Origin of the sequence: [Brevibacterium] flavum (assembly GCF_019317305.1) — a bacterium.
GTDB lineage: Bacteria > Actinomycetota > Actinomycetes > Mycobacteriales > Mycobacteriaceae > Corynebacterium > Corynebacterium glutamicum.
Genome location: NZ_CP079240.1, coordinates 2,496,945 through 2,517,803 on the forward strand (window position 1 = coordinate 2,496,945; position 20,859 = coordinate 2,517,803).

Genomic DNA, 20,859 nt, shown 5'->3' on the forward strand with positions numbered 1-20,859 from the left:
ATTGCGGGCAAAATATTCCAGTTCAATCATCTTGCAAGACTCACGATTGGAACCTTTTCGACGACTCTGCAGTCTCGCCAAATACGTCCGACACATGCTCGGACCCCCTAAGATGAAAAAATAGCCCCCACCACCTTTCACGGTGGTGGGGGCTTTTTCACAGATCATCTCTGATCTGATGCGGAATACTGACCACGGATCGTGGATACGCCTGCTTAAAATTTGCGATGGTATTCAGCGCCAGCGGGTATTTGATTTTCGCTATCGGCCGGTACTCGGCGAGCTCTTCCTCACATGCTGCGACGCGCGCAGACAACGCGTTGACGGCTGGCTGTAGATCGATCGTGGCCTGTACTCTTTCCAGCACGGGCTGCGCTTTTTCGTCTTTTTTATCCGATCCAGATTTTGCTTTTAGCGAGATCCAGCCAAAAAAGCTGGTGATAAAAGTGAATCCCAGAAATGCGAGAAGCGTCCAGGAATTAGTGACATCTGGTGGCATCATCCCTCCCTCATCCGAATCTCACCACGGCGACCCCGCCATACCGACCACACGACCACAGCTGCGAGCGCAAGATAGATAATCCCGCGCTGTGAAAAAGCAGCCGGGGGAGCGAAAATAAACGCTGATCCCCACGCCGCCAAAGTGGAGACGCCGATCATCAAAATAATCCTCGAGACAGCTGACGCCTGCCACCACGAGGACACCACCAGCGCGACACCGACGATGGCCCACCACGTGGCAAGAATCCAGGGAGCCACGTGCGTATCGATCGGATTGACGAGCACATGCTGCCCGAGGGAGAAATACGATACTCCACGAGCGATCATGGAGATCCCTAAAATGATCATGACGCCAGCGTCAGTGATCAGGTAGGCGCGGATGCGCTCTGCGGGGGATCGCAGTCGGATCGGTAGATGATCAATGGGCATGATTATCCTCGATTTTCCTTGATTTGCTCACGCATCTGCGCAAGTAAATCATTGCCACCAGAAAGATAATCAGAAGCATTCGGCACTACTGGAGTCGGTGCAGGCGCTGGATCTGGGGTAGGCGCAGGTTTTAATTTCACATCAGATCCAGGATTTGCTTTCACTCCCGCCAGACCTGAGGACACGATGACCAGAAGCGGTGCCAGCAGCTTCTCTGCGGCGTCAGTCCACTGATCAATTTGCGCGGCATCACCGACGCCAAATCCAAATAGCGCGGCACCGATAAGCGCTACTACTGCGTAAAAAACCCGGCGGATGACGTAGGGCTGCGAAAAATTGGTCATTACTTCTTCTCCTTAAGATTAAGTGCTTGACCGATCGCGAGGCTGCGATCCGCACCGGAATTATCGGCCTCGATGGCGGCTGCCAGGATCTTTTCTGTGTCAAAGCCCAGTGCCTGGAGCAGTGCCTCGGTGAGGACCTCTGAGCGCCAATTTGATGCATCAATCAGCGAGAGTGCAGTAGGTGCGGGAAAAGTTTTCCCGGGATTGATGAATGATTTCACTGTGTCTGACATGAGTACCTCCAAAAAAGTTTTTGTGTTGGATTTGCCGGTAAAAAGCTTCACCAGCTCCGCTTCCGACCCTCGGAAAGCGTTTGCGTCGATGCCGTATCCTGCAACATTTGCAGTGCTGGTGAATTGCCATATTCTGACGTCGAGACCGCCGTATCCCTCCCAGCCTTTTGAGCCGGCGCGTGTGTATATTTCGCTAGCGTAGCCACGGATCATATCTGGGTATCGAGACGTCCACAGAGGTGGAAGCCCTGCGAGAGAGGGTTGTCCTACCTGGTCCCAGTACCACTTCGGCAAATATGTAAGGATTACTCGGTAGCCTCGGGCTTCGATTTCATCACGTACCGCACGCCAGAAATTCGGATCAGCTCCGGCGCCATCTTCAATATCCAGGGCGATCGGCACGCTCGTATCACTGAGGTGGCTAGCTAGGGTGTCCGCATGAGCTTTTGCAGAGGCAGTAGAGCGGACATAGACGTAGGCCGCGACCTGCATATCGGTAGTGCGTGCGTCCGCCAGGTGAGAATGGAGGATCGGGTCTTTCCACGTTCCTTCGGTGGCTTTGATGATGACGAACTTAAACCCCTCACTCGCCACCCGTTTCAAGGGAATGCCGTTTTGGTGGTTGGAAATATCGACACCAAAAAGTACTCCATCCTGCATCGTTTCCGGTTTCGCACTCATCTGTGAGGTGTCAGGTGATGCTGCATCACCGAGCCAAGGAACTGGATCAATCTGAGCACCTGGTAGCCAGGTGGATTTATGCACCTCAAAATGCAGATGTGGCGCCACGTTCCCATTGGTAGCCTTATTGGGATTTACCCGGCCAATGCGCTGACCTGCCTCTACCCGCTCGCCAAGTGCTACCTCCCGAATAATATGTCCGTACACGGTGGTACCACTACCATCAGCTGTGGGATGATCAATCACCACCCACCCAGCAGGATCTGGACCTCCAAACCCTGATGCTGCACCCGCGTACACGACCGTGCCGCCCTGCGCTGCATAAACCGGCATATTCGCCGACCCTCCTGACAACCCAAAATCAGTGCCGCGGTGCTGTGTACCCCACCTGGCACCAAATCCAGACGTTACATACGATTCAGCTACTACTGGTCGATATCTTTTAGCCATACCGTCCTCCTCTCTAATTAGAAAATCCCCAGCTCATGCTGGGGATTATAAAGCTTCGGTGAATGTGTAGGTGGTGTCTTTTACCAGTGCGGTGATATTTGCCTCTGCGGGGATGGTGACTCCTGCTGACCAGCCACTGACTGCCCTGTCGCATTTCACAGGCACTGAAAACCGGATTTGCGAGAATGTGGTGAAAGATAAAATTTCGGCATCACCGCTGGCTTGGGAATAGATCCAATCCAAATTTGTGGTTCGTGTATAGATGACTACTTTTCTCGCCACTGGCCACACCTGGACGGCACTACTGCCGGTGCCGATCATGATTTTGGTGGCGGGGGAAGCCCCCCCCCCGTTTCCTACGAGGATCTTTGAGATATCGACACCGCTGAGCTTGATCATGGTGTGACCTCCGTAAAAATGTGAGCCTGTGTAGTCCTGGCACCTACGGTCAATCCCGCATTAATGACAGCTCCAGCGCTGATAGTGCCTGCACCTCGATTTACCATCCTGCTGCATGTCATAGGCACAGGGAAAGAAATGAGCGTCGAGGCAGAGCCGCCGGGAGCTACAATCAGCTCAGTGCTGCCAGCTGCACCGTCGACATCCCATCTGTATTGCTGTGCGCTGGAATCGTAGGTGGCTGTGATAGTGATCTTTCTGATCGCTTGCCACGCGATCTGATCACCGCACATAATTTTCGTGGCTGGTGTGCCAGCGACCATGATTTTCGTGGGGTCTACCCCACCGATTTTCAGGCTCATACGATCACCGCGATAAAACCAGCAGCATTTTTCACACCATTGGTCAGCGCATCGTATTGCGCCTGCGTACCAGACCACACAGTCGCAGCCGTGCCCGATTTGAGGATGCGCTTACCGGCTTCCAAATCGACATACGCTTTCGATGATGCGGAGGTCGCTGCGTCTGGTGTGGTAGGTACTGAAATCTGGCTGGTGCCCCAGCGCTGGACAATAGCATTTCCAGTGGATGATGCTGTCACCGTCGGAAGATTCGAGATCTGCGCCATCGTATGAGTATGAGACGTCGGTGCTTTCCCTGCGAGCTGCTGTACCAGGCCACTCGCCACACCGGGATCGGTCAAATACGCTGCCAGCTCATAGACCGTATCCAAAGCATCCGGGGCTGATCCCACCAAGCCTGCGATGGCCTGGCTGATCATCATCGCCACTGTATCCGGATCAGGCTTAGCCTCAAGAGCCTGCTCCACCTCCGACATCTCAGCTTTAGCGCCGATCTGATCTTTGACATCTTGAGCTAATTTTGCGAGTGTGACCGCGCCATCACCCACACCATCATTGGCCGCCGATTCCGCACGGTCAGCAGCGTTTTCAGCCTTAGAAACCTCACCATCGATCTCCGTGAGGGCAGCGGATTTTGCAGTGCTGATATCTGCGAGCGCCGAAGCTGAATCTTGGCCGATCTGAGACACCGCACCACTGCGAGCAGTATTAATCTGCGTCAGCGACCCATCACGCACATTGTTAATCGCAGCCAGCGCAGAATCACGAAGAGACCCGATACCAGACAGCGCTGCATCTTTCTCCGTGGCCACATCATCAGCAGCGCCTAAAACCTCCTGTCGCACTGCTAAAACTTGCTGAACAAATTGAGCCAGCGATTCCTGCGTCTCACCAGTAGCCAGGCGCGCAGCGTCCACCACCTCGGCCAGGGTCTGCGTATCTACGTCGTCCACCAGAATAGGGATCGGGGCAGACTTACGGCCCGCGATAATAAGCGCTATCGCCGCATTTCCCGGCGCGATTTGGGAGGAAAAGTTTCCACCTGTGACTGCCACCATTTTCTGCTCTGCAGTCATCAGCCCAGTGCCGGTGGTGCGGTGGGTGTTTATTGAGATTTCTACTTGGGTGACCGCACTAGCCTCAGTGGTCACGGTCGAAAGCGGACCAGAAACCAAAGTCATTATAAAACCTCCTACGTGTACCAAGTGTTCAACGTGTTTTGGAAATACGTTCGCCGTTCCAGCATCGCCATCCGGAACTGCGTATCAGTGAGTTGTCCGTTTCGCCATTCATACATCTCACCTGCAAAATTTCTCAGGCCGAGAAGCATCTCATACGTGACCCCCAGGTTCTGAGTTTGCTTATCGGTGACAGTCACCAGCCCGTTGGCGGTGCTACTTGCCGATGATGCGATCTGGCTAATCTGCTGTGTCTGCTGACGATCGGTGGCTTGTTGGGCTTCAAGTTGGGCGGTTTCTTTTTCCGATCGGCGGCGTTCGGCGTCGAGTTGTTGCACTACTTCGGAGGTGAGTGATCGGAGCATTTCTGGGTCGTGGATGAGTTGTCCGCCGACTCGGATTTTGACGCCGTCTTCGGTCCAGTCCAATGCGGTTACGGGGAGGTCGATGAGCATTCCCCAGAAAGAGACGGTCACGATGTCATAGAGGTTGATATCTATACCGGGTCGTAATCGGCCTAGTCCGGATGCTGAGATTTCATGCTCGACGAGGACGCGACCTTTTGATCGTTCTTGGCCTGCCTCCATTTGTAGCTCAACATCTGACCGTCCGGAGGTTTCACCTCCGGCGGTGATGTAATCCAATTCGATAGTGGCGTCCTGGCGGACGAAAGCAAGATCGAACCGTCCTCGAGGCGCATCATCCGGCCGGTAAATATAACCGTTGTTTCTAGTTTCATCAGGGACGATCTGCTCAATCCCATCCGGGGCAGAGACTTGCCACGACCCGAAAACATAATTCGCGGTCTGGCGTGCGGTAGTGAGAGAACCGCCATCAGCGATCAAAGTTACCAATTTAATTCACTCCCACCATCTGTTCAACGAACACCACAACCGTAGGTAAAGAAAGATTGGGAATTCCGTGTTGCCAGGTGTCCCCTGGCATCCACATATGGGCACTGATCCGAACGCCCGCAGCCGCCGCATGATTGACGACGGTATTCAAAATGGTGTCGTCGGACGGTCGCAAAACCACATTCGGCGACGCCAACCCTGTGCCAAGTGGAGATACCCGAATTGGGTGAAGCTCCACCGACGTGATGCCATCGATCCGGTAACATGCCGCCAACGATCTTGAGATCAATTCGCGGATCGTGGATTCCGCAGGGCCAGCCAACGTAAAACCTGTGGCCACCGCGGCGGTTTTAATATCCGAAATCCACCGCTCCTTCGACCACGGGCCAGCCCAATCCCGATCCGACAAAATCCACACATTATCCCAGGTGTCCGGATCTGAAGGAGCAATCAAACCACCCAACAAATCCAACTCAGACATTCCATCAAGCGTCATCGTTTCAGGCCCGAAGCGCGTCGATCCATCAGATTTCGGAAAACCAACTTTAAAAGTTCTTCGTGAATCGCGGGTTTCACCCTCACGCTCAAAAGAGATGAAGCGTGTGTACCGAAGATCGGGTACCAAAGCGCCAGTTGAGTCCGTGGAAATACCATCGGCGATCAGTTCATCGGCAGCCCTATGCGTCACACCACTCTTACTGACCAGCGGAACAGTCATCGTGAAAGACCCCGGCTCCAAACGAGTCGCCGGAGCATTTATTGCAGTGGCTGGTGGCATATCGCAAATCGGAATTCCATCCTCATTGAGAAGGCCAATCCACATGCCTTCATCCTTGATCTTCTGCAGGCGATGCAGCCGGTGAGTCTCCCAATCAAAAAGCGTCACGACTCACCTCCACGGATCAAGGACAGGAACGGCCCACTCAAGAGTTGCGTTCGCGGTCGTCACATAAGTTCGGGATTCCAAAGGTGGAACACCTTCGGCAAACGCAGTCTCAATAGGCCACAAACTTCTGTCTTCGTTGCCGTCCAAATCGAAAACCATCAACGACTCCTCATCATCAAGCAAAAGACGACGCGGTTGAGCCAAAGGCGTATACGGAAGACTAATGACCGCACCGGAAGGCAAAGTGACCTTCTGAGAAGTCCCCTTCCACACCACCGAGGGGCATATATAGTCATCACCCCAATTCGTCACAGTGACAGTACCTGTGCCAGTTTGAGGGCTATCCCACCACACCCCATCATCAATATCCAAAGCCCAAGAAAACGGCACCTCCTCAAGATCGCGTAAATCCTGGGCTGGAATATCAAGCGGGGCGGAATACACCGCATGGCAAAAAGCATCCTTGCCGGCGGTCGGCGTCAACCAAATCGTCGACGGCTTATTCCAATGGAAAGCGCGCCTCCACGCAGACACCAGCCGGATCCGCTCCTCCTCTGACTCCGCCACAATCCGACCAGTCAAAGAACCTGAAAAAGACGGAATCTTCACTCGTCGGCGAGTCTGACCAGCACGACCCAGACGAGAATCCGCCGAAATAGTCAATGCACCCTTGAGGCTATTAATCCCACCCGCATCCAATTGGACACGTGGAAGGTCATTGGTCGTGAGATCAAACGTTGTTCCATCCCACGACACCACCTTCACTTCCATGAAAACCTCCTATCGTCTCGCATTGACCTTCACCGAAGCAGACGTTGAATTCTGCTCATCAAACTGAATTTGCAGACCGTCAATCTTGGACGACATATCCCGAAGAATCGCTTCCACCTCATCAGCCGAATACGCAGTACCCGGCGCAATCGACACATTCACCACTGTGGGCGTGTCCATCTTTTCCCGAATCGCTACGACTTCAGCGCCAGTGGATTCACGCTGCACCGCGGCTTCGCGCTCAGCTTCCACCAGCTCCGCAGTCTGATCACGACCAGAAATCCCACGCACCGAATCCAGCAATGAATCAATATCGATCTGATCCAAAATATCTTGATCAGTTGTCGACGCCATCAGCTCGAGAGCCGAACGGAAAATCGCAATCTGATCAAGCTGCGCCTGAGTAGCCTCCTTCTGGGCTTCGATCATCTCGTCATATTTTGAATTGATGCGATCGAATTTGTAGGTGACCATATCTTCCATGTGGGTGGCCACGATTTCCGTGGACTTCCCCATAGCGTCAATGCCAGCAAGAAGATACTGGACGTCGCCAGTTGCCCACGTTGCCGCAGCACCAGCCACCACAGGAGCGACCGATGCCATACCGCCGAGGATGATCTCGACCTTCGCTTCGGGGGCTAATTGGTTGAAAGCCTGTGAGCCCTCATCCCAGTTATCTCGCACCTTCGTCGCCCCCTGGACGATGTCGGAGACACCATCCAAAACCACCGGAATCGCGGCAATCGCGGCCAAAATACCTGCAGGACCACCAGTCGCAAACGCCGCAATCACGGTAAAGACCGCACCTGCGATTTTCGCGACACCACCCACCAGCGACACGATGCCCTGGACAAGCAGCTCCAACGCCGTGAACTGAGATTGACCCAGCCCATACATTGCAGCCTGTTGTGCCATAAGCTGCGCGGTCAAAATCCGCTGCATCTCCGTGACATGCTGAGCATTGATCGACGCCTCGAGATAATCCAAAGCGGCAATCTCAGCGGCGATCATCGCCTGGCGAATATCTTCCTGAGTCTCGGTGATGCGCTCACTGGACTCTGCGGTTCCTGAATTCACCGCTTCGGTGATCATCTCTACAGAGAGCACACCGGTTTCGCGGAATTTCAGGAGTGCCTTACCCAATGCCTCAACTGAAGTATCGCCGATTCGACGTGTCGTCTCGGCTCCACCAGTACGAGCTTCCTCCAAATCGGTTTCAGCCTGCACCATCGCAGCTGCAGCGCGAAGACGTGCGATTTCCGCAGCTGCGGACTCCACACGAAGAGAACGAATTTGGTCTTCAGTCTCTGTCATCTGCGCTGCCATCTCAGCCATCGCACCGGCCAAAGAAGCAAACCCATCAAGAAGAGTAGAGATACTTCCCATAGTGGCGGTAACTACTCGACCCAGCGCCTGCAACCTTGCTGCAGCGACAGCGCGTTCAGCCTTCGCGACTTCCTCCGCAGATTCGATGGCTTCATCACGAGCATCAATGATGCCCTGCTCCGCCTTCGCAACCTTCTCTTCAGCCTTCGCAATGGACTCAGCGCGTTTGGTTTCATCCTTCTCAAGCTGAGAAGCTTCATCCTCACGAGCACGGGCGAGTTTCTTCTCCGCATCCGCAACCTTTTCAGCTGCCGACGCCGAGGCCTTCGCACGCGCTGCCTCATCCTTGTGCTCTTTATTCGCGACTTCGGCCTGAGCTTCGCGAGCTTCCGCCAACTTCTCTTCCGCATCCTCAAGCTTTCGAGAATTCGACGTCGAAGTTTCCGCAGTCCCATTCAGTGCTTCTTCAAGCTCTTCCTGAGCCGCCGTCAACGCTTTCTCAGCTTCGGTGATTTTTTCATCACCCTGAGCAGCCTTCTTCCGAGCTTCCTCAAGCTTTTCAAGCGCAGCGACTACTTCCTCGGTGGAATCCAAGAAAGGACCAGCCAAAGAATTACCCAGCCCAAAAGCAGCATCGGAAGCAGACTGCATGACATCCTGGAAAGATTCCCACGATGGTGCAGAAATCGCGATCGTCGGAAGGCCGTCTGTCGCGCCAGCACGATAAGACTCAAGCCAAGACATCAAGGCCTTTGTCTCATTCGGAGCCAGCACGAATTCCGGCTCAATCGCAGTCTTCTTCAGCCAGCCCTGGCCAGATCCAGCCAAACCACCTGCATGGTAGCCATCTCTAGTTGGCCAGCGTCCACCAGGAGGACCTCCCCAGTCTCGCTCCAAAGCACCAATACCAGCCACAAGGTTGGTCAATGGATGGGTTGGATCATCAGGGAGACCTTCGAACGCATCGGGGAATTTATTTCGAACATCGCGATAGGTTGGTTCGATGACCTGCAGAAGTCCGCGTGATGGCGTACCACGAACAGTCGCATTTTCATCCCAGAGGTTGATCGCATTTGGATCACCAGAGGACTCAATGTCGATCTGCTTGACCATCGCATCGAGGTACTCTTCGCCATAACCGAATCGAGCCAACGCAGTTCTCGCAAGATCACGCCACTGCTCCGCACCAGCACCAGAGGCCCCTGTGAAGAACGACGCTGACATGATCTTGTCCGCCAGTGATTTGATGTAATCCCATGCGGTGCCGGCGGTCTTCTTGAGGAATGCCTCCGGCAAATCGCCGATAATTCCGGATCCATCAAAAGACGGAACCTTATCGATGAACCCATCCCACAAACGCTTTGCCATCGCGGTGATAGTTTCGAAAACACCGGATCCACCACCGGAAAGATCCAGCTCATCCGCGTCATAATTCAGCGGGCTCAGCATTCCCCAGTGCACGTGGTCCGTGTGCTGAGCGTTTGTCGCTGAACCATAATCAAATGGACGGCCCGACAACAGGTTTTCCCAGCCGTCCAACTTCCAGTGAATGAGCTGCTCAGTTTGGTTCGGGAAGTTTTGATAAATCGCACGAGCCAAACCACGAGATTCGGGCGTCGACGGCCCGCCTTGCCCCTGGTTCGAGAAGTCGGCGGCCTGGCCACGAGAGTGCAAGCCATTATCAGTGAAGCGCCACCCCGAAGTCATTTGCAGCTGCGGGAAGTGCTTCGACACGAAGCCGATCATCGAATCGATAATTCCGCCATTGGAAAAACCACCGAAATGCTCCATATAGGTACGGACACCCTGGGCACCACTGCGGAGACCAACAGAGTTCAGATCGTTGATCGTCTTCTCGCCGAGACCATCAACAACTTCAGGGACAACAACACCTTCTCCACCACGTAGGCTGATCCCAAAACGACCGTCATTCGAGACCATGTGCATGTTGTCGTGACGGGTACGAGCACCAGGAACTCGAGCTGTACCTTGAGCGAATCCGCCGATCTCTTGGATCTCCGGAAGCTCCGGTACATCGACGAGCCGTGCGACCGCGCCCCAGGCCTGGCGGATGCCCCCCATGTAAACCTCGCGGATAACGAAGTTAATTGGGGAAGCTGTCTTTTCCCGGAGCCAATCAAACGCAGTGCCGATACCGTTCATTGCGGTTTCGGTAGCTGATTTCATCAGCTCAACACCCAGGCGGAAAATGGAAAAGACATTCTGGTCAATCCACAACCAGCCCGCATGAAGCATGAGCTTCGCAGCATCCCACGCAAGGCCGATACCATCGACAACCTGCTGGAACTTATCGCCTACCCACTGCGCACCGTCGCGGAAAAGCTGGAAAACATTCCCATCAATCCACAGCCAGCCCGCAGCGAGCAGCATCTGGGCAAGATTCCACTGTTCCCCAATCCAAGCGATGACTTCGGCAAATTTATCACCGAGCCAGCCAAGACCTGCTATGAAAGGCTGGATCATGTTTTCATCGATCCACGCCCAACCTGCGGCGAAAAGCTCTTGGGTGATCTGCCACTTTTCAGCAACGAAGTCGAACACAGACAGCACGACTTCGCCGAGCCATTCGAACCCAGCGACGACAGCTTGGATGACATTTTCATCGATCCACGCCCAGCCGGTAGCGAGTGCATCTCCGAGGAAAGACCACGCAGCTGAAATACCTGCAAAAGCTGGTTTCAGAGCGTTTTCCCACAGCCACTTCCCAGCGGTAGCGAAAGCGTTGAAGGTGGGGAGAATCAGCTTCTCATAGCCAAGCTTCACTGCACTTGAGAGCGAGTTCCAGTAAAGAATCAGCGGAGTGATCACGATTGTGCCGATGATTGCGATCGCATATTTACCGACGGTGACGATGCCATCCCACACAGCAGAAATGATCTCGCCGGTCTTAATGACTGCTTCGCGAATCTTGAAGAAGAAATTCACCAGGCCGGAATCTTCCTCGAGACCAAAAGGCATTCCGGAAAACTCGCCCCTGAAAAGGATGTCTGCAATTCCCGTGATCAGCTTAGGAATTCCGGTCAAAATCTCATGCGCCTTGAGGAACCCGGAGATCAGCGGATTATCTTCCTCAACACCAAACGACTCACGAAGCTCAGCTGTGAAATCACCCTTAAAAAGTGAGCTAATCCCGGACCACGCATCAGAGATCCAGCCAGTAAAGCTATTGAATTTATCCTGGATCCACTGGACACCAGCACCCAGTTTTTCGGTGGTCCAGTTCCATCCGTCGACAATCGCGGTGGTGAATTTCGACCACATTTCGCGGCCGGTTTCAGTCTTCGTGAAAAACCAGATCAACCCGGCAACTGCAGCGGCAATACCTGTTACGATGAGGCCAAAAATATTGGCCTTAGTCGCCAAACTGAGCAGCTTCGTTGCAGCCGTCGCCATTTTCGTTGTGGCGATATACCCCAAAAGGCCCTTTTGCCCAATGAGAATGCGAGCATTATTGATCGCTATGCCAGCACTCCACAGCTTCCACGTGGCAACCGCCACGCCGATTACAACCGCAGCTGTTTTGATTCCCTCTTCGTTTTCACGAATCCACCGGATTGACTCCTTCAGCTTTTCAGCGGTGGAATCGATCGTCTCGATCAGCCACGGGCCAAGGCGAGAAGCAAAGTCCTCAATCATAGGGCCGAACCGGATAGAAAATTCCTCAATCAGAGGAGCCATGTGCTCGCCCAGGCGGTCAACGCCTTCCCCGATCGCACCAAAAATCGCGGGGGCATTTGAATAGATCGGGTCTAGAAGTTTCGCACCCAGTCGCCCCAACGCGGCCTGCATGTTCGCAGCGGATCCGGAGAAAGTTTCTCCCATCAGGGCTGCTGAGCCACCGACCATGTTCTCCATGATTTCGGAGAAGTCCTCGAAAGAAACTTTTCCTTCGGTGACCATCTTTCGAGCTTCATCAGCGGTGACACCATAATGGGCTTGCAGCTCAGGCAAAACACCCAAACCACGGTCCATGAGCTGATTCATTTCCTCAGTACTTATGCGCTGGCTGGTAGCAACCTTCGTCCAGATCGATCCCATTTCAGTGAAATCAGCCCCAGTGATCGCCGCGGTATCACCAACCAGCGACAAGATCCTGGTGAGCTCTTCACTTTCCTTGATGCCTGCACCGGAGAAAGTCGCAGCCATCGACGCGGCTTCACCGAAACCAAAAGCGGTTCCAGATACAGAATCCATGGCTGAATCCATGATGGACTGCACCTGGGCGCCGGAATTACCCAAACCTTCAAGCATAGTTTGGGCCTGCTCAATAGATGCAAGACGAGAAAAACCCTTAGAAAACGCAGTTCCAATACCTTCAGTGACAGTTGAACCGATCTGGGCACCGACACCCAAAAGTGCACCGGTGCCAACCTTGCCAAGGCCAGACATGAGCTTGTCGCCAAGACCACGGGACTTCTCCGCCACGCTATCTTGCTCATCGCCTAATTCACGCAGACGATCCCGCAAAGACTTCGTGGTTTTCCCCGTCTCATCCTGCTCATCCTGCAGTCGCTTCTCAGCCGACACAACGTTATCCGCTGCGTCCTTTGCCTTACGGCGAGCAGCATTCAGATCATCTTCCGCCGACTCAACCTTGTGGGTCTGATCAGTGACTTTACGGCGTGCAGTCTCCACCGAAGCTTCTTGCTTCTCAATTGCGACATCAGCTTTTCCGCGCGTGATCTGCAAGTCCTCTTCGGCGCGCTTGACCTGCTCCGCCGATGCTTTGCCAGAATCACGCAAATCTTTCAGGCGTTTTTCCGCATCCTCCACCTTGCGGTTTTGCTGCGAACGCACCACATCAAGCTGCTTTTCTGCGGTCTCCACCTTTTTGGTGGCCGCTTCCACATCAGCTTTCGCCGACATGATCTTCCGCTCAGCCGCTTCCACCTGCGCAGCAGCAGCAACCTCACGCTTCCTAGCGAGCTCAACTTTCTTCGCTGCCTGCTCAGCCGAGTTCGCCAGGATTGATTCAAACTCCCCTCCGGCCTTCTTCGCAGCCGCCGACAAAGGGCCGGAGAGCTGACGTTCAATATCTTTCGTGATTCCGTCCAAAGATGGGATCACTGGGATCGACGCGAAACCTACAACACTCATGGCGGGCTACCTCCTGAAAACAAAAAAGACAGCCCACCAGGACTGTCTACAAATTCCGATACCGATTGCGCCGTTTCTCACGACGTTGGATACGCGCCTTCTTCTCCGCGATTCGTTGACGCTGTTCACGGTCCGCCTTGCGAGTTCGAATCGGATGAGCCTTACCTGTGGTTGCTGCATAAATGTCAGAGAGCAACCACTGGTCATCGCTCAGCGGATCGGTGCCTAGCACGACGCACCAAAACCTGCTGGTGGTCTTCGCTAAGCCAGACACAATGAGCAGAACTCTGCGGGTAGTCATGCGGGAAGCTCCCCCATCGGGACGCCACCAATCCCGCAGATCAAACCCCAGGTCAGCGAAATCAAGTTCCACCTCATCGAGGTGTTTCTTGACTAGCGGATAAAGGCTTAGCCTTCCCCCATGCCCATTGCCTCATTCCACGCAGGAATGACCTTTTCCATGACTATGCGGCCTGTGGAGCCAGCTGCACGCATCTTTGCCTTTTGTTCAGGGCCAATGATGGCCATGAAAGCTGCGTACTGCTTGTTGTTGTCGAAGTGCTCGAGGACTTCGTCGGAGCAATCGAGGATATCGGCCGGAGTGGTGAATTCAACATCAGTGCCGTTGATATCCACGGTGAAAGTGACCGTCTCAACCTCGAGAGCTTCACGCTCAGCTGCGGACGCAGCATCAGCATTCATCTTTGCTTCCTCTGCAGCGAGCTGCTCGTCTGTCTTGCGGACGACTTCAGTTTTATCGATGGACTTTGGTGCCATGGTGGTGATTCCTTTCAAAGAAGATCCTTAGCAGGATCGGGTATAAAAATGGTGGTGATTCAGCAAAAGATCAGTAGAGGGCCTAAGCGGAATCACCACGAAACGCTTAGGCCCTGCAATTTATGGATTAGCCGCCAGTTGGAGGGGTTGGGTTATCGTCAATTTCCTCGAACTCGACTTCGGCTGCTTCAGCGCCTTCGCCACCGACCTGAACCTTTTCAGTTCCAGTGATCGCGGTATCTTCAACGAAACGCTTAGGAGTGAACTCCACAACTGCACCTCCCTCGACCTTGAAGAAACGGTCCTCAAAAACAAACTTGTCAGAGTCTGGGACGTAGGAGATATTGATCGTCTTGCCTGCAGCAGCGTCACCACGAGGACGCTCAGCAATAGTCAGCATTGCTTTGACACGGGTGACCTGAATCTTGACCGTGCCATCGTTACCAACGGTCACACGAGCCACATGTGCTCGAGCCACCTTAGAGCTATGACGACGGCCAAGAACCTTGCCGTCAGAGCTGCGTGCGGTGTCAGGCCATTCGATGTAGTCAACAACCGGGTTCTCCTCCAGGGCGTCGACAACGGAGGAAACCGCGCCAGCCTTGAAAGAGCGAGAGACCACACCATAGCCAGAACCAACGGTGGTGGACTCGGTAAGCTCACGACTCAGAGCCGCAGTGGAGTCATCGGTCTCAATACCAACGGTGTGCCAGCCATCGCCGAAAAGACCACCAAGACCAATCTTTGGATCCTCAAGAAAACTAATGAAAGTTTCTCGGTCTTCCAGATCTTTAATCCAAGCAGGGTTACGCTTAAGCGCCATTATTCTTTACCTTTCGGGTTGTTCCCACGCCGTACACGCGAGATGCGAAATATCCACCAAAAAAGGAGTCAGGCCCCGAAATCAGCTTCGTTCCGCGTGATTTGGAAATAGAAAACCCCAGGAGATGAATTCCTGGGGTTGTGAAAAATGCCTCAATATCGGTCATGATTTTTCGAGATGCGCTGTGCACTCCCGAACGGACAGTAACTCTGACAAGCTCCTGATCTGTGGCCTGCGCTGATCGTTGAGGCCCGTCAGCGACAACGGTGATGATCGGGCCATCACGCGGAGTCCACCCATCAGGGACTTCCTCAACCACCCGATCAGCCTGCTCGCCCATGGCCTGCTTAATTTTCATCCGCAAAAGCGTGGGAGCGTCCTGCTGAAACCAAAACATCAGCCGTCCTCCGTCCTGGTGACCGTCAACCCGTGCTCAGCAGCTGACCGGGTTAAAATGCCGTCTCGAGCTTGGCGCGCCATACCTGAAGGATGAATGATCGTCACCACCGAAACAGGCCTCCCCGCAGCGGAAATATGATCATTGACCACAACTTCCACATCTTCAGGAAGCTTCGACCGCACGGTCTCCGCTACATCCTCCGCAGTATCATGAACGGTTTCTGTGTGGGCTTTCCTCACCCACTCCATTAGCCGATCAGAATCAATAACGATGCTTGCCTTACCAGCTTTTGCCATCAGCCCTCACGCCTTTCCACAATGAAAAGCGTCTTCGGCTTATGCCTAGCAAGAACAGGACGGCGTCCAACGGAATAATCAAAAGGGATATGAGCCACGTAGTAGACGAGGCCACGAATCTCAACGGCCTCACCCTCCGATATCACTGCCCCTGCAGGGGCCAGCACCCGGAGCCGATTAGTGTTGCCATCAGAAACATCGGCACCATCGATCTTTGATTGACCAGCGGTGTCAATGACGCAACCCGCAATGCTGCGCGAAGCACCTGGAATCAGGACACCAGTTTCGGGATGATAAGAATCCTCACCAAGAACACGGATAGTTTCACTCATCGGAATCTCCTCTCCGGCCACTTACGCGGGGAAGGGAACTTCCACCGCGAACGCACCGTGATAGGAAGCCCAAGATCGTCCCGTAGCTCATCAGTCAACTTCGGGCCTGAAAAACTCACCATCGGCACATCACGATACGACGCAGAATCCGACTGCGGACCAGTCGTGGAGCTTGCACTATTCAACCCAACATGAGGTCCGATGATCAGCGACGCTGACACCATTTCCCGCACCGTACGAATCACTGCACGTTCCAGCCACGGAACAACAAGAATCTCTGTGTCCAAGTAGCGATGATTCCGCAAGAACGCATCCCGAATGATTTCTTCCGCATCGTTCAAGAACCGATCAACACGAATTTCGTCATGCTCAGAAAGCGGCAAAACAGTTTCAGGGAGACGCTCTGTCACGTCATCGACTTCTACTAACGCCATGGTCCCTCCTTAGGGAAGGGCTGCGATCAGCTCATCCTTCTGCTTGAACTGGGTAGGATCGATGCCCTGCTTACGTGCGTAGGCATCCCAGGTGGCACGGTTCGCAGCGTTCGCAGGACGATCAACTACATCTGTATGCTCATCCGGGGATTCAGCAGGTTCAGAAGGTTCAACCTCTGAATCAGGCTCCGGGGCTACACCTCCTGTAGAAAGAGTTTCCTGCTCCTGAGATTCCTCAGCTTCTGCCTCGCCCCCAGGGTGTTTTGCAGAACCAACACGCAAAAGCCACGCACCAGTCTGCTCACTCACCTCGACAAGATCACCCTTGACGCGCTTCACGAACCGACCAGAATCAAGCTGATACCAAGTCCCAACCGTCAAAACAAGTTTCATTACTGAGTCACTCCCACCAGGCGGACAACCGCACCAGGGTTATCCAAAGCAATGATGCGCTTGCGGAAAGCATCAGCACGCCAAGACTGCGTCGAACCACCGTAACCATTTTCGCCATTTGGGGCATAAAGGTCAGTGATCGTCAGAGGATCCTCATCAGATCGGAACCCTGCAACACCACGCTGCAGAATGTAGGTTTCATCATCCTCAAGCAGCGGGTGAGACAGAATGCGAAGACCAGACACAGAGGAAGGGTCGTCATCCTTGTACAGCGGGTTCTCCGAAGCAATATTGCCACGGAAGAGCTTCTGCACTGACTCGTGCCAGAGAGCAAGCTCAAGATTAGATTCAGACACCAGCAGAGTATCTGCCTTGTATCCCATCTTCTTATCCGGAGCATTAGGGGCACGGAAGTTCGCAACCATGCGCTTTCCAACACGCAAATCCTTCAGCGGGACAGCGTCAGCGTTCTCCCAATCCAACGTGACATTCAAAGTTGGCACATTCGCAGATTTGAAAGCCGCAATGGAAGAATCAATACCAGACTTCACCATCGTGTTTCGCAGAGCGATCAGCTGATTGGTGACAAAATGCAGCTGGTTGCGCTTAACCATGTCACGGGAAATCTGAATACCAAGAGCAACACGCTGACCAATGATGGAACGCAGCTTGCCGGTATTCATCTCAGACACGGGGATCTCAGCAAACTCGGCCAGATTCTCTGGCTCGTCGTTGAGGAACGGTGCCGCAGCTTCACGGAATGCAACCACACCTTCATTCGGGCCACCCTCGCGGAACAGCGCATCGGCAATATCTGTGCCATCGAGCCACTCCCCCGCAAAAGAAGAGATCCAAGTTGGGTCGCTGACCATATCCTCAACGGTGATCTTGTCAGCACTGAATGCAGAATTAGTTTGAGCCATTATTTTTCCCCTTTCGGGATTATCTTTGGGCATGAAAAACACCCTCAACCCACAATGGGAAAGGGTGCGGAAAAGAGTTGGGTTACGGTGCGACGTTCGCAGCAAGTGCGATCGGGTGGAAAAGGTTCACACGGACAATGCCACCTGACTCGGGCTTATCCACCAGGCCCACGGCAACAGTGCCGGTCTTCGCAACCAGACCATCAGCGGCCGCATAGACCAGATCGCCTTCCACGAGCCCTGTTGCTTCAGTCTGAAGTTTCACAACAGACTGCTCAGCGTGAACACGCACAACATGCGGAAGACCATGTGCAAGGTACCCATCGGGACGATCAGCCTCAGGCGTTGCGCCCTCAGTGACTGCACCAAAAGGAAGCTCAGTGCCATCAGCATGAGTGATCTTTCCTGCTGCGGTAGACACCAGACGGTACGGCTCAATGACCTCGCCAGCTTCACGGGTCAAATTAACTGAATTGAAAGTAGCCATTCTATTTTTCTCCTTACTTCAGACCAGTCGCAGCAAGGAACGACTCGGTCATTTTCTTGTGATTGGTTGCAACTGCTGAACGGGAAGCATCAGATCCACCACGGCCCTTTTCAGAGACCGGGATCGTTCCTGACGCAAACTTCTCCAGCTTCGCCTTCGTAGCCCCGAAATCATCAAGAGCTAGCGCCACCCATTGGTCTTTCTTAGACGCGAGGATTCGGCCTTCCTTGATCGCTGCTGTGACCAGCTCGTCAGCTTCGCGCTCTGCGTTTTCAGCGTCCGCAGCGTCACCGCGTGCGGCACGTTCCAGCACGTCTTCCCACACGTCCTTACTTACGATGACCTGGTCAGAGTCATCGACGGGGTCTTTGTCATCATGAGCCTGCTGAAGTTCCTCTTCAGCAGCAGCAACCGCATCAACGGGGCCCTCGCTTTCCGATGGCTCCTGCTCCTGGAGGACTTCATCAAGCGCAGCAAGCACCATGTCATCATCAAGATTGTTCGCGGGCAGACCAAGTTTCTGCGCCACAAGCTTACGTAGTTCCATCTGTGGATCCTTCCGGTCAACCGCAAGCATCGCCGGAAGTGGCGCATGCTCACGGCCTGAATATTTAAATTGGGCAAACACGGGATTCCGTGCCAGCGCCGTCACATCAATATCTGCGGTTTCTTCCTCATCAATGCGATCGGCAAGACCTACAGAGACCGCCTCAGCAGCGGAAAACCACGTCTCTGCCCGCATCGACTCCCGCCACTCATCCTTCGGAGTGCCAGCCTTACGGGAATAAATGCCCGCCATATCATCAGAGAGCTTGTCAACCATCGTCGCAGCTTTCTCAAGCTCCCCAGCGTTCCCGCCAGCCCACACCATCGCATCATGAATCATGATCTGCGAACCCTCACACATGACAACATCGTCAGCGCCCATCACGATGACTGATGCTGCAGAGGCCGCCAACCCATCAACATATGCCGTAACACGCGCGGGGTGGCGCTTCAGTGCGTTCATAATGGCAACGCCATCAAAGGCATCACCACCAGGGCTGTTCACTCGAACAGTAAGTTCATCGACCTCTAGGCCCGCGATGTTTTCAGCGAAAGACTTCGCGTCCGTCTCACTCCAAAAACCGCCGATAGTGTCGTAGATTAAGACCTCACCAGCACTGCCTGTGGCACTAACTGCCAGGGTTGGTTTGTTCATTATTTCCCCTCTCTGAATTCTTCTCAGCTAACGCCTCTTCCAAAGGCCTCTTCGGTGGAAGGTTGTATCGGCGTCGGATCTCTTCCTCAAGATCCTTATCGGGGCGGATCACCCCATCACGAACAAGACCAGCTAACGCTTCAGCAGTGAGTTCCTTCTTCGACCCCACAGGGTCAAAAGTGATCAGCGGGAACGGTCCGACCCGCTCTCCTGTGAACTTCTCCACCATGTCTTCAACCAGATACTTGTTCGCAATCGTCGCGATCCGCTCCGCGATGGCCTGCAGGTACTGGATGAACAAGTCCATTTGTACTTCCGCCAGCGAATAGGAGCCGCCCTTGCCTTCGAGGTTCAAAGCATGGGCAAGAGCAGACCTTGCAATCTGAGAATCGTGGTAGACAATCGCCTCACGTGGCGAAACTAGCTGCCCCTTCACACCCTCAATAGAAAGTGATGAGCCCTTCTTAATCGACGCGCCCGCAGTGTCACCAGCGCGAAGCCCCTCCACCATTTCCTGACCACGATCAATATCATCCTGATCAGAATCTGAATAACTCTCGTAGGTGGGAACCCCCATGCCGTTACGCTCAAGAACAATTGCCTCAAGCTCCAGGAGGTCATCCTTCTTAATCCAATGCTTGTATGCCGGCCGAAGCAGCGACGTACCAACCCAAGACATGTCCTCCGGCTCATTTACATAAGCCAAAAGGCGTGAAACTTCCAGCTCAACTTCAGGGTAAAAACGTCCATTACGATCAGTCGTCGCCTTCTGCGTGATCGACTCCAACCCACCGTCATACGCAACATCAATCTTCTTGATCGTGTCCTGGAGTCGAGGAGCAAGCTTCCGCAAACGCTGCGGGCCATCAGACCCATCGGTATAAACCTTCTCAAAGAAAGCATGCCCATAAACCAGCATCTTCAACGCCCACGGTAAATGTTCCTGCCAAGCGACTTTCCCCAGATTCGACTTCTGATCAGCCGCAACATCCCCAATCATGGGAAGGTTAAGATCCTCCGCCACCATCCGAGCAACAGCAGGATCCGCACCATTAGGCGCAATTCGCCACGTCGTACGCTCAATCGGCAAAGTCACAGCCTTAATGACCGACTTCGCCTGAGCGTCCTCCCTCGCCATTTTCGCGAAAGTCCGCACCGAACGAGGATGAATCAGATCTGGGTTATCCTCACGAATCACAGACCGCCTCTGAGGACGGGCATAACCCCTCTCCCCAGAAACAGTATTCACATCAGCCATTGC

22 protein-coding genes are annotated in these 20,859 nt (G+C 53.8%); all 22 read right to left on the reverse strand.

The window, feature by feature from the left end:
- Positions 1-157: 157 nt before the first annotated feature.
- The 22 genes from KW808_RS12045 to KW808_RS12150 all read right to left on the reverse strand — a co-directional run bounded on the left by KW808_RS12045 (position 158) and on the right by KW808_RS12150 (position 20,856).
- A complete protein-coding gene (locus tag KW808_RS12045) occupies positions 158-502 on the reverse strand; it encodes a hypothetical protein (RefSeq protein ID WP_003859209.1) in 345 nt (114 codons plus the stop codon).
- Positions 499-930, reverse strand: coding sequence for a hypothetical protein (locus tag KW808_RS12050; RefSeq protein WP_003859208.1), 432 nt, complete (start codon positions 928-930; stop codon positions 499-501). Before KW808_RS12050 ends, KW808_RS12045 begins: the two co-directional genes overlap by 4 nt.
- Before the next feature lie 2 nt (positions 931-932).
- On the reverse strand, positions 933-1,274 hold the full coding sequence (locus tag KW808_RS12055) for a hypothetical protein (RefSeq protein WP_003859207.1): 342 nt from the start codon (positions 1,272-1,274) through the stop codon (positions 933-935).
- Entirely contained in the window at positions 1,274-2,638 is a 1,365-nt protein-coding gene (locus KW808_RS12060) for a GH25 family lysozyme (RefSeq protein ID WP_080708844.1), read from the reverse strand. The genes KW808_RS12055 and KW808_RS12060 overlap by 1 nt, the downstream gene beginning before the upstream one ends.
- A 45-nt stretch (positions 2,639-2,683) precedes the next feature.
- On the reverse strand, positions 2,684-3,037 hold the full coding sequence (locus KW808_RS12065) for a hypothetical protein (protein WP_499652144.1): 354 nt from the start codon (positions 3,035-3,037) through the stop codon (positions 2,684-2,686).
- 358 nt (positions 3,038-3,395) lie between these two features.
- Positions 3,396-4,580: a phage upper tail fiber protein gene (locus tag KW808_RS12070; RefSeq protein WP_003859203.1), complete on the reverse strand. Its 1,185-nt coding sequence runs from the start codon at positions 4,578-4,580 to the stop codon at positions 3,396-3,398.
- 11 nt (positions 4,581-4,591) lie between these two features.
- Positions 4,592-5,431 carry a hypothetical protein gene (locus KW808_RS12075; RefSeq protein WP_003859202.1) on the reverse strand — a complete coding sequence of 280 codons (840 nt, stop codon included), beginning with the start codon at positions 5,429-5,431 and terminating at the stop codon, positions 4,592-4,594.
- Position 5,432: 1 nt separating this feature from the next.
- A complete protein-coding gene (locus tag KW808_RS12080; RefSeq protein WP_003859201.1) occupies positions 5,433-6,317 on the reverse strand; it encodes a hypothetical protein in 885 nt (294 codons plus the stop codon).
- Between the two features lie 3 nt (positions 6,318-6,320).
- On the reverse strand, positions 6,321-7,088 hold the full coding sequence (locus KW808_RS12085; protein WP_003859200.1) for a hypothetical protein: 768 nt from the start codon (positions 7,086-7,088) through the stop codon (positions 6,321-6,323).
- Positions 7,089-7,097: 9 nt separating this feature from the next.
- Positions 7,098-13,532 carry a tape measure protein gene (locus tag KW808_RS12090; protein WP_003859199.1) on the reverse strand — a complete coding sequence of 2,145 codons (6,435 nt, stop codon included), beginning with the start codon at positions 13,530-13,532 and terminating at the stop codon, positions 7,098-7,100.
- Between the two features lie 46 nt (positions 13,533-13,578).
- On the reverse strand, positions 13,579-13,833 hold the full coding sequence (locus KW808_RS12095; protein WP_144290600.1) for a hypothetical protein: 255 nt from the start codon (positions 13,831-13,833) through the stop codon (positions 13,579-13,581).
- Between the two features lie 107 nt (positions 13,834-13,940).
- On the reverse strand, positions 13,941-14,309 hold the full coding sequence (locus KW808_RS12100) for a hypothetical protein (RefSeq protein ID WP_003859197.1): 369 nt from the start codon (positions 14,307-14,309) through the stop codon (positions 13,941-13,943).
- A gap of 127 nt (positions 14,310-14,436) precedes the next feature.
- Positions 14,437-15,132: a hypothetical protein gene (locus tag KW808_RS12105; RefSeq protein ID WP_003859196.1), complete on the reverse strand. Its 696-nt coding sequence runs from the start codon at positions 15,130-15,132 to the stop codon at positions 14,437-14,439.
- The gene (locus tag KW808_RS12110; RefSeq protein ID WP_144290601.1) at positions 15,122-15,490 is read right to left on the reverse strand and encodes a hypothetical protein; all 369 of its coding nucleotides are present in this window, start codon (positions 15,488-15,490) and stop codon (positions 15,122-15,124) included. Before KW808_RS12110 ends, KW808_RS12105 begins: the two co-directional genes overlap by 11 nt.
- 38 nt (positions 15,491-15,528) lie before the next feature.
- Positions 15,529-15,828 carry a hypothetical protein gene (locus tag KW808_RS12115; protein WP_003859194.1) on the reverse strand — a complete coding sequence of 100 codons (300 nt, stop codon included), beginning with the start codon at positions 15,826-15,828 and terminating at the stop codon, positions 15,529-15,531.
- Positions 15,828-16,160 (reverse strand): hypothetical protein, encoded by a 333-nt coding sequence (locus KW808_RS12120; protein WP_003859193.1) that lies wholly within the window; start codon positions 16,158-16,160, stop codon positions 15,828-15,830. The genes KW808_RS12115 and KW808_RS12120 overlap by 1 nt, the downstream gene beginning before the upstream one ends.
- Positions 16,157-16,594: a Gp19/Gp15/Gp42 family protein gene (locus tag KW808_RS12125; RefSeq protein ID WP_003859192.1), complete on the reverse strand. Its 438-nt coding sequence runs from the start codon at positions 16,592-16,594 to the stop codon at positions 16,157-16,159. The genes KW808_RS12120 and KW808_RS12125 overlap by 4 nt, the downstream gene beginning before the upstream one ends.
- Before the next feature lie 9 nt (positions 16,595-16,603).
- Entirely contained in the window at positions 16,604-16,987 is a 384-nt protein-coding gene (locus KW808_RS12130) for a hypothetical protein (protein ID WP_003859191.1), read from the reverse strand.
- Positions 16,987-17,910 carry a phage major capsid protein gene (locus KW808_RS12135; RefSeq protein ID WP_003859190.1) on the reverse strand — a complete coding sequence of 308 codons (924 nt, stop codon included), beginning with the start codon at positions 17,908-17,910 and terminating at the stop codon, positions 16,987-16,989. Before KW808_RS12135 ends, KW808_RS12130 begins: the two co-directional genes overlap by 1 nt.
- An 82-nt stretch (positions 17,911-17,992) precedes the next feature.
- Positions 17,993-18,397 (reverse strand): hypothetical protein, encoded by a 405-nt coding sequence (locus KW808_RS12140; RefSeq protein WP_003859189.1) that lies wholly within the window; start codon positions 18,395-18,397, stop codon positions 17,993-17,995.
- Positions 18,398-18,410: 13 nt separating this feature from the next.
- Positions 18,411-19,598 carry a head maturation protease, ClpP-related gene (locus KW808_RS12145; protein ID WP_003859188.1) on the reverse strand — a complete coding sequence of 396 codons (1,188 nt, stop codon included), beginning with the start codon at positions 19,596-19,598 and terminating at the stop codon, positions 18,411-18,413.
- Positions 19,573-20,856 (reverse strand): phage portal protein family protein, encoded by a 1,284-nt coding sequence (locus KW808_RS12150; protein WP_003859187.1) that lies wholly within the window; start codon positions 20,854-20,856, stop codon positions 19,573-19,575. The genes KW808_RS12145 and KW808_RS12150 overlap by 26 nt, the downstream gene beginning before the upstream one ends.
- Positions 20,857-20,859: the final 3 nt, after the last annotated feature.